Source organism: Pseudarthrobacter sp. AG30, assembly GCF_003116525.1.
GTDB lineage: Bacteria > Actinomycetota > Actinomycetes > Actinomycetales > Micrococcaceae > Arthrobacter.
Map to the genome: position 1 here is coordinate 243 of NZ_QEHL01000025.1, position 1,277 is coordinate 1,519.

The 1,277-nt window shown below is 63.5% G+C and carries 1 protein-coding gene and 1 pseudogene; both read left to right on the plus strand.

All coding sequences use genetic code 11. The annotated features are described in order from the left end of the window. Nucleotides 1-1,182 (plus strand): annotated as a pseudogene (locus DC347_RS18490) (amino acid permease); the annotation flags it as partial. 25 nt (nucleotides 1,183-1,207) lie between these two features. Next, on the plus strand, nucleotides 1,208-1,277 hold a 70-nt coding region (locus DC347_RS22015), incomplete at its 3' end, for a transketolase (RefSeq protein WP_240617858.1).

The following is a 1,277-nucleotide window of genomic DNA, read 5'->3' on the forward strand; positions in this document are numbered from 1 at the left end:
GGCTCCTTCGTCTCCTACGCCCGTGAATTCTTCGGCGAGAAAGCCGCGTTCGTCTCCGGCTGGTTCTACTGGATCAACTGGGCCACCACCACCATCGTGGACATCACCGCCGCCGCCCTCTACATGCACTTCTTCGGCAACTACATCCCCTGGATGGCCGATGTCCCGCAGTGGGCCTGGGCCCTGACCGCCCTCCTCGTCGTCCTCGCCCTGAACCTCGTCTCGGTCAAAGTCTTCGGCGAAATGGAATTCTGGTTCGCCCTGATCAAAGTCGCCGCCCTCGTCGCGTTCCTGATCATCGGCACCTACTTCGTCATCTTCGGCACCCCCGTGGACGGCCAACAAGTCGGCATCAGCCTCCTGTCCGACCACGGCGGGATCTTCCCCACCGGCCTGCTGCCCATGATCATCCTCATGCAAGGGGTCCTGTTCGCCTACGCCTCCATCGAACTCGTCGGCACCGCCGCCGGCGAAACCGAAAACCCCGAAAAAATCATGCCCAAAGCCATCAACTCCGTAGTCTTCCGCATCGCCGTGTTCTACGTCGGCTCCGTCATCCTCCTCGCCCTCCTGCTCCCCTACACCACCTACCAAAAAGGCGTCAGCCCCTTCGTGACGTTCTTCGGCTCCATCGGCGTCCAAGGCGTAGACGTCATCATGAACCTCGTCGTCCTCACCGCCGCCCTGTCCTCCCTGAACGCCGGACTCTACTCCACCGGCCGGATCCTGCGCTCCATGTCCGTCAACGGCTCCGCCCCCCGCTTCGCCTCCCGCATGAACAAAGCAGGCGTCCCCTACGGCGGCATCGCCATCACCGCCACCGTCTCCCTCCTCGGCGTCCCCCTGAACTACCTCGTCCCCGCCGACGCCTTCGAAATCGTCCTCAACATCGCCTCCGTCGGCATCATCATGACCTGGGCCACCATCGTCCTATGCCAAATCCAACTCAAACGCTGGGCCGACAAAGGCTGGGTCCAACGCCCCACCTTCCGCATGTTCGGCGCCCCCTACACCGGCTACCTCTCCCTCCTCTTCCTCATCGGCGTCCTCATCATGGTCTTCATCGACTCACCCCTGACCATGCTCGTCACCGCCATCGCCTCCATCCTCATGGTCATCGGCTGGTACGCCTGCCGCACCCGCATCCGCCACATCGCCGAAACCCGCGACGGCTACACCGGCACCCAAGAAGCAGAACACCGGCAAGATCCACGGCTCGGCCCTGGGCGCCGAGGAAGTCGCCGCGCTGAAGGAAGTCCTGGGCTTCGACCCCGCCA